Below are 7,087 nucleotides of genomic sequence, written 5' to 3' on the forward strand. Positions count from 1 at the left end.
AGCGCTCCCCCCACCCGCAGCAGCACGTACGGCGGCGCCGGCCAGACCAGGCCGCGCGGCCCGGCCACCTCCCGCACGCAGCAGCGGAGCAGCGCCGCCAGCGTCGCCTCCTCGGCCAGCGCTTCGGGCGCGTCGAGGACCAGACCGTGCATTCAAGCTCTCCTCAGATAGTTGGGCCCGCTGGTGCCGTAGAACTTGTTGACGTCCCGCGCGCCCGTGCGCTCCTTGGCCACGAGCGTCCCGGCGGTGATCATCGACTTGCCGGTGAGCCTGGCCGCGTCCAGCGTCCTGGCGCGCAGCAGCCTGGCCATCGGTTCGTCGCCGTGCTCGTCGAGCGCCTCGGCCAGCGTGTCGCGCAGCAGGGCGGCGGCCTGCCGGTGGGGCAGCGCGGCGAACGCGACCGCGGCGGCGGCCAGGTGGAGCGTGATGGTCACGAACACGTCGGCCAGCGCGTGCGGGTCGTCGGTCAGCATCCTGCGGTCGGCGAAATCCGGCACCTCGATCCCGGCCGCGGCCAATCTCGCGGGGGAGGCGAGCAGCCCGTCGTTGTCCTTGACGAGCAGCCTCATGGCTCCGCCGTGGAAGACGAGGGCGAGGTTCTGCTGGTGGGCCTCCAGCGCCACGCCGTACCTCACGAACAGCCGCACGTTCCAGCGCAGCAGGAGGCGCAGATAGCCGGGCAGCACGCCATCCGGCCCCTGCGGCCCGTCCAGGACACCCGGCGCGCCGAGCGCTGCGAGCGCTGCGAGCGCGGCGACCGGCACGATCGTCCCCTCGGGGAGCCGCCGCACCATCCAGGCCAGATACTCGTGCCCGGCGTGCGCGTAGGTCTGCTCGTCGGCCACCAGCACGTCCGGGTCGGCCAGCCGCCGCAGCAGCAGCTCCGCCCTGGCCCCGTCCTCCAGCGTGCCGGGCCTGATGGACCTCCGGTTGCGCGCTCCCAGGGTGCTGGTGGGCAGCGGCAGCTTGAGGTGCGTCCGAGGGGTCACCTCGACGGTACGCATGGACAGCGTGGGCCTGACGGTCAGCCGCGGCTCGGCCAGCACCCGTACCCCGCCGATCCTCTCCACCTCGCCCACGGCCAGCGGATGCACCGGGAACAGCGCCTCGTCAACGCCCGGCGCCAACCCGTCGGGGGCCACACCGGAGGGGAGCCGCGCCGACCCCGCCGCCAAGGCGCGGCGCGGCACCGCGGCCCACCGCAGCTCGAACGTCGGCCCGAACTCCGGCGCGTAGGCGAGGAGCTGCTCGGCCGTCAGCCCGAGCCGCGCCCGAGCCGTCGGATACACGGGATGATCAGCGAACGCCGCCAGCGTCTCGTACGACGGCCCGGAGGCGAGCACCGCCGCCGCCCGGTCGTCGTGCAGCTCCCAGGCCACCAGCGCCTGGGCGCACTCCTCGGCGAACGCCGCCACGCCTTCGGCGTCCGCCGGATCGGCCACCTCCGCCAGCGTGCCGAGCACCTCGCCCAGCGTCAGCCGCTCCCCGGGCGCCACCACGAAATCCTGGAAGAGCAGCCCGGGCGCCAGCCGCGCCATCCGCCCGCCCGCCAGGGCCAGCTCGACACCGTCGCGGCTGCGGCTCACCCGCGCCGACAGCCGCCCGTAGTCCTCCCGCAGCAGCGCGTCGAGCACCCGGGCCGCGAGGTACGCCTCCCGGCCGCTCATTCGATCACCCAGGGCCGCGCCGCCCGGTAACCCCCGATGGCCGCCTCCACCCGGTCGCGGTCCGGCCCCACGGCCCTGATCACGCCGAGGAAGTCGCGGTTGGTGTGAGTACGCTCCACCACCTCGCCGACCGAACGCAGTGGCCGGTGCCACAGCCGTACGTCCCCGGTCACCACGGCCTCCTCGGCGGGCGCCGCCGTGATCGTCCCGGACCGGTCGGCCACCAGGCTCACCGCGCTGCCGTGCCCCCGCGGCTCGGGCACCGCCGGGACCGGCTCCCCGAGGTGCGCCCGAAGGATCCACTCGAACAGCGGCACCCCCAGCAGGTCCGCGAGCAGGAAGTCGCAGTGGTCGCCGATCACGCGGTAGTTCACCTCGACGACGCGCGGTCCGGCCGGGGTCACCACGTACTCGGTGTGGCAGGCGCCGAAGCCCACGCCCAGCGCCCGCAGCGCGGCCAGCACGTGCCCGTCCGGCCGGGCGGGCGACCAGTCCAGCCGCTCCTCGACGAAGTGCGGCAGCGGCCCGAGCGTCGTCTCGAACCCGCCCAGCACCCTGACCCCCGAGGCGTCGCCCAGCGTCTCCAGCGTGCGGAGCGGCCCCTCCAGGTACTCCTCCACGACCAGTGTCTCGCCGGGCCGCCGCCGCCTGATCCCGGCCACCGCCCCGGCCAGGTCGCTCTCGACGAGCATCACGTCCTCGCTGGCCACCCCCTCGCGCGGCTTGACGACCAGCGGGTACGCCAGGCCGTCCGGCACGGGGTCGCCGGGGCCGAGCCGTAACGACCGGACCCGTTCGACCCCCGCCTCGGCGAGCGCGCGGCGCGTCAGGAACTTGTTCTTGGCGGCCAGGCAGGCCCGCCAGTCCTTGCCCGGAAGCCCGAAGTAGTCGGCGGCCAGAGCCGTCTCCACCTGAAGGTGGTCGGAGTTGGAGAAGATCGCGTCGGGCCTGCCCAGGTGGGCGATCGCGTCGATCAGCGCCCGCGGGTCGCGCACGTCGCACCCGATCGCCCCGGGATGCCGCTCCGGCCGGTCGGTGAGGATCGTCACGTCGCAGCCCAGGGCGCGGGCGGCCGGAAGGAACCCGTCGGTCACCGAATCGGTCGGTTTGAGCGCGGTCAGGTAGAGCCGCAACGCGATGGCACCCCCGATGAACAGGTGGGTCGATGATCAGGTAAGGCTAACCTAACCACTGAGATCCTAGCCCGCTCGCGATCACGCCGCCGCCCGACACCGCAATCCGCTCCAGCTCCGGGGCCGGACTCCGGGGTCATAGGATGACATGGGATTCGGGAAGGGTGGGGCCCGTGCAGACGAGGGCGGAAGAGCAACTCATCGGACCGCTGCTCCTCGCGCGCGGCACCATCGACAGGTCGTCGGCGCTGCGAGCCGACTCCGCCTGGCTGGAGCGGGCCTGGGCCGCGCCCTCGACCAGGGTGCTGGTGATCGACGACGGCCGCACGCTGGTCAGCCGGGCCGGCGACGAGGTGCGGGCCGAGCTGTTCACCACGGACCAGGCGCCGCCCGGCGAGCGCTACCTGCTCGGGGTGGAGGGCGACGTCGCCTACTTCGCCGTCGCGGCGCCGCTGCCCGCCACCCTGCCCGCCAACGTGCCCATTCCTGGGCCCACTCCTGGGCCCGCCACTGTTCCCGCCACTGGGGCCGGTGGTGGGGTGAACGGGCGCGTCACGGTCCCGCTGAGCCTTCGCGACACGCCCGACGGCGCCACGGTCACCGCGGGGCTGCGCCAGGTCGGCGGCCTGCTCGGCGACCGCGACGCCGGGCTCCTCGTCTACGCGGTGGCGCTGGAGGCGTGGCACGCGACCCACGAGTTCTGCCCGCGCTGCGGCGCCCGCACCGAGGTCCAGGCGGGCGGCCACATCCGGGTCTGCCCGCGTGACGCCAGCCAGCACTTCCCGCGCGTCGACCCCGCCGTGATCATGCTGGTCCGCGACCACGACGACCGCTGCCTGCTCGCGCGCGGCCCCCAGTGGCCACAGGGCCGCCTGTCGATCCTGGCGGGGTTCGTGGAGCCGGGCGAGTCGCTGGAGCACGCCGTGGTGAGGGAGGTGGCGGAGGAGGTCGGCATCGCGGTCGCCAACCCGCGCTATCTCGGCAGCCAGCCGTGGCCGTTCCCGCGCAGCCTCATGCTCGGCTTCTTCGCCGACGCCGTCTCGACGACCATCACCCCCGACGCCGAGGAGATCGCCGAGGCGCGCTGGTTCTCCCGCGAGGAGCTCGCCGCCGCGCTGGAGTCGGGGGAGCTCCGCCTCCCGCCCGCCGTCTCGATCGCCCGCCGCCTCATCGAGACGTGGTACGGCGGGCCCCTCCACGGCGACTGGTAACGCGCGGGTGCCGGCTCAGGCCGGTTCGAGCAGGGCCTTGACCTCGAGGGCGGAGGGATTGGTGCGGACCACGCGACCGCCGGCGGTCTCGATCACCACGGTCGGCACCGTCTGGTTGCCGTCGTTGACGCTCATCACGAACTCGGCCGCGTCCGGGTCGCGTTCGATGTCGATCTCGAGGAAGCTGATGCCCTCGCGGGTCAGCTGAGACTTCAGCCGCTTGCAGGGGCCACACCACGTGGTGCTGTAGACCGTGAGCGCCATCTTGGACGATCCCTCCAGATCAGGAGACAGGCGCTCCCTTCAACACCGGGGTGGTCCCCGGTCATTCCTGGGTGAAGCGTTCGGAGATCCACTGCTGCACGCGCTCCGTCACGGACGGCTCCCGGTAAAGCGGGGTGCTGTGCGCGACGCCCGGCACGGTGACGACCGTGACCGGCACACCCACCTGTCCGAGCATCTGCCTGAGCGGCTGGCTCTGCGCCGGCGGGACGAACTCGTCCCGCGAGTGCACGGTCAGCATCGGGGCGTCCCCGGGGCTGGCGTGCCAGGCGACCTCCATGCTCGCCCAGACCCGCGAGCACCTGCCCTTGGGCGCGCAGCCGCCCGCCAGCTTGACGGCGGACGCGCGCAGCCTGCGCTTGTACGGGTCGGTGGTGGCGAGCCCGTCGGTGTAGGCGAGCAGGGGAGAGATGATCGGCGAGAGGCCGACCACGCCCCGGAGCCCGGACAGCCCGTTGCCGTACGTGCCGACCGAGGCCGCGATGTGCCCGCCGGCGGAGAAGCCCACCACGACGAAGTTCTTCGGATCGAACGACCAGCGCGCGGCGTGCCGCTTGGCCGTGGCGATGGCGTCGAGAGCGTCGGTGCGCTGCGCCGGCCAGGACGCCTGGCCGGAGAGCCGGTAGTTGATGTTGAAGACCGTGTAGCCCTGCTCGGCGTAGGCGCGGCTGACGGAGGTCATGTATCTCTTGTCGCCGCTGGACCACCAGCCGCCGTGGACGATGAAGACGCCCGGACGCCGGCTGCCGTCGGCGGTCCACCACACGTCCATGTCCTGGCGGCGCTGCGGGCCGTACGAGACCGACTCGAACGACAGGCCCGACCCGTAGGGGTCTGACGGGTTGGTGGCGACAGGGGCCGGGGTGGGATCCTTCGCCGCGTGCGCGTTCCCAGGTGTCAACGCGACGGCAGCGAGCGCCAGCCCGGCGAAAACCGCAATTCGCACGGCCTTCCCTTTCCCCCAAGCACATGGTCGGGCCCCATTGTGGGGGAAGAGACCAGTTCTTTGCATCTCGGTGACTTGAACGGACAACGGGCGGCATGTTGCCAGAATGGAGGGCGCCATCGCCACCGGCTGGGAGGATTGACAGGTGAGCAGCGTTGACGACGTCCTGTCCGGCCTCGATCCGGAGCAGCGCGATGTGGCCGAGGCCGTGCGCGGTCCCGTGTGCGTTCTCGCTGGTGCGGGCACCGGCAAGACCAGGGCGATCACGCATCGCATCGCGTACGCGGTGCGCAGCGGAGTCGTCGACGCGCCCGGGGTGCTCGCGGTGACATTCACCACACGGGCCGCGGGAGAGCTCAGGCAGCGGCTTCGCGCGCTCGGCGCGCCGGGCGTGCAGGCGCGCACGTTCCACGCGGCGGCGCTGCGCCAGCTCACCTACTTCTGGCCGCGGGTGATCGGCGGCGAGGCGCCCTCGGTGATCGAGTCCAAGCTGCCGATCCTGGTCGAGGCCTGCCGGCGGGTGCGCAGAAACCCGGACCGGTCAGAGCTGCGGGACATCGCGTCCGAGGTCGAGTGGGCCAAGGTCACCCAGATCGGGCCGGACGACTACGTCTCCGCCGCGGCCAAGCACAACCGCACCCCGCCCGTGCCCGCCGAGGAGGTGGCCGGGCTCTACGAGTCGTACGAGCAGATCAGGCGCGAGCGGCACCTGGTCGACTTCGAGACGATCCTGGAGCTCACCGCGGCGGTGATGACCGAGCACCAGGAGGTGGCGGCGCAGATCCGCGGGCAGTATCGCTACTTCGTCGTGGACGAATACCAGGACGTCAACCCGCTGCAGAAGCTCCTGCTCGACACCTGGCTCGGCGGGCGCGACGACGTGTGCGTGGTCGGCGACCCCAACCAGACGATCTACTCCTTCACCGGCGCCACCCCGCGCTACCTGACCGGGTTCGCGGTCGAGCATCCCGACGCCACGGTGATCAAGCTGGTCCGCGACTACCGCTCCACCCCCCAGGTCGTCGACCTCGCCAACCTGGTCATCGCCAAGGGCCGCTCGCCGCACCGGCTGGAGCTCGTCGCCCAGCGGCCCGACGGCCCCAGGCCCGCCTTCCACGAGCACGACGACGAGCCCGCCGAGGCGGCGGCGGCCGCCCGCGCGATCAGGAAGCTGCTCGACCAGGGCGTGCCGTCGCGCGAGATCGCCGTGCTGTTCCGCACCAACTCCCAGTCGGAGGCCTACGAGGAGGCGCTGGCCAAGGCCGAGATCCCCTACATCCTGCGCGGCGGCGAGCGGTTCTTCGAGCGTCCCGAGGTGCGCCAGGCGGTCGTCCTGCTGCGCGGCGCGGCCAGGTCGGCGTCCGGCGAGCCGCTCGCCTCGGAGGTCCACCACATCCTCGCCGGCATCGGCCTGACCCCCGCGCCCCCCGGCGGCGGCAAGGCGCGCGAGAAGTGGGAGTCGCTGAAGGCCCTGGCGGACCTGGCCGAGGACATGGCCGCCGAGGGCGCCGACCTGCGGGGGTTCGTCGCCGAGCTCGAACGCCGGGCCGGCGAGCAGCACGCCCCGCCCGTCGAGGGCGTCACGCTGGCCTCGCTGCACGCGGCCAAGGGGCTGGAGTGGGACGCCGTCTTCCTGGTCGGCCTCACGGACGGCATGGTCCCGATCATCTACGCCGAGACGCCCGAGCAGATCGAGGAGGAGCGGCGCCTGCTCTACGTCGGCATCACGCGGGCCCGCGAGCACCTGTCGCTGTCGTGGGCGCTCTCCCGCGCGCCGGGCGGGCGCCGGAGCCGCCGGCCTTCCCGCTTCCTCGACGGCCTCACCGGCCGCGCCCCCGCCCAGGCGCG

6 protein-coding genes are annotated in these 7,087 nt (G+C 73.1%); 2 read left to right on the forward strand and 4 right to left on the reverse strand.

The window, feature by feature from the left end:
- Nucleotides 1–152: 152 nt before the first annotated feature.
- Entirely contained in the window at nucleotides 153–1,667 is a 1,515-nt protein-coding gene (locus tag DQW85_RS30495) for an IucA/IucC family protein (protein ID WP_113703267.1), read from the reverse strand.
- Nucleotides 1,664–2,800, reverse strand: coding sequence for an ATP-grasp domain-containing protein (locus DQW85_RS30500; RefSeq protein ID WP_113703268.1), 1,137 nt, complete (start codon nucleotides 2,798–2,800; stop codon nucleotides 1,664–1,666). The genes DQW85_RS30495 and DQW85_RS30500 overlap by 4 nt, the downstream gene beginning before the upstream one ends.
- A gap of 173 nt (nucleotides 2,801–2,973) precedes the next feature.
- Between DQW85_RS30500 and nudC the strand changes: the two genes are divergently transcribed.
- Complete coding sequence (nudC, locus tag DQW85_RS30505; protein WP_240197522.1) at nucleotides 2,974–4,011, forward strand: NAD(+) diphosphatase; 1,038 nt, start codon at nucleotides 2,974–2,976, stop codon at nucleotides 4,009–4,011.
- Nucleotides 4,012–4,026: 15 nt separating this feature from the next.
- On the opposite strand, the gene DQW85_RS30510 is transcribed toward nudC, so the two are convergent.
- Nucleotides 4,027–4,275, reverse strand: a complete 249-nt coding sequence (locus DQW85_RS30510) for a glutaredoxin family protein (RefSeq protein ID WP_113703270.1) — start codon at nucleotides 4,273–4,275, stop codon at nucleotides 4,027–4,029.
- Between the two features lie 61 nt (nucleotides 4,276–4,336).
- The gene (locus DQW85_RS30515; RefSeq protein WP_240197523.1) at nucleotides 4,337–5,239 is read right to left on the reverse strand and encodes an alpha/beta hydrolase; all 903 of its coding nucleotides are present in this window, start codon (nucleotides 5,237–5,239) and stop codon (nucleotides 4,337–4,339) included.
- Nucleotides 5,240–5,384: 145 nt separating this feature from the next.
- Here DQW85_RS30515 and DQW85_RS30520 point away from each other — a divergent pair.
- On the forward strand, nucleotides 5,385–7,087 hold a 1,703-nt coding region (locus DQW85_RS30520), incomplete at its 3' end, for an ATP-dependent helicase (RefSeq protein WP_162795504.1).

This window comes from Nonomuraea lactucae (assembly GCF_003313395.1).
GTDB lineage: Bacteria > Actinomycetota > Actinomycetes > Streptosporangiales > Streptosporangiaceae > Nonomuraea > Nonomuraea lactucae.

What these genes read in the sequence shown, in the direction of transcription:
- DQW85_RS30495 (WP_113703267.1), bottom strand. Translation starts at nt 1,667, where the DNA reads ATGAGCGGCCGGGAGGCGTACCTCGCGGCCCGGGTGCTCGACGCGCTG.
- DQW85_RS30510 (WP_113703270.1), bottom strand. Translation starts at nt 4,275, where the DNA reads ATGGCGCTCACGGTCTACAGCACCACGTGGTGTGGCCCCTGCAAGCGG.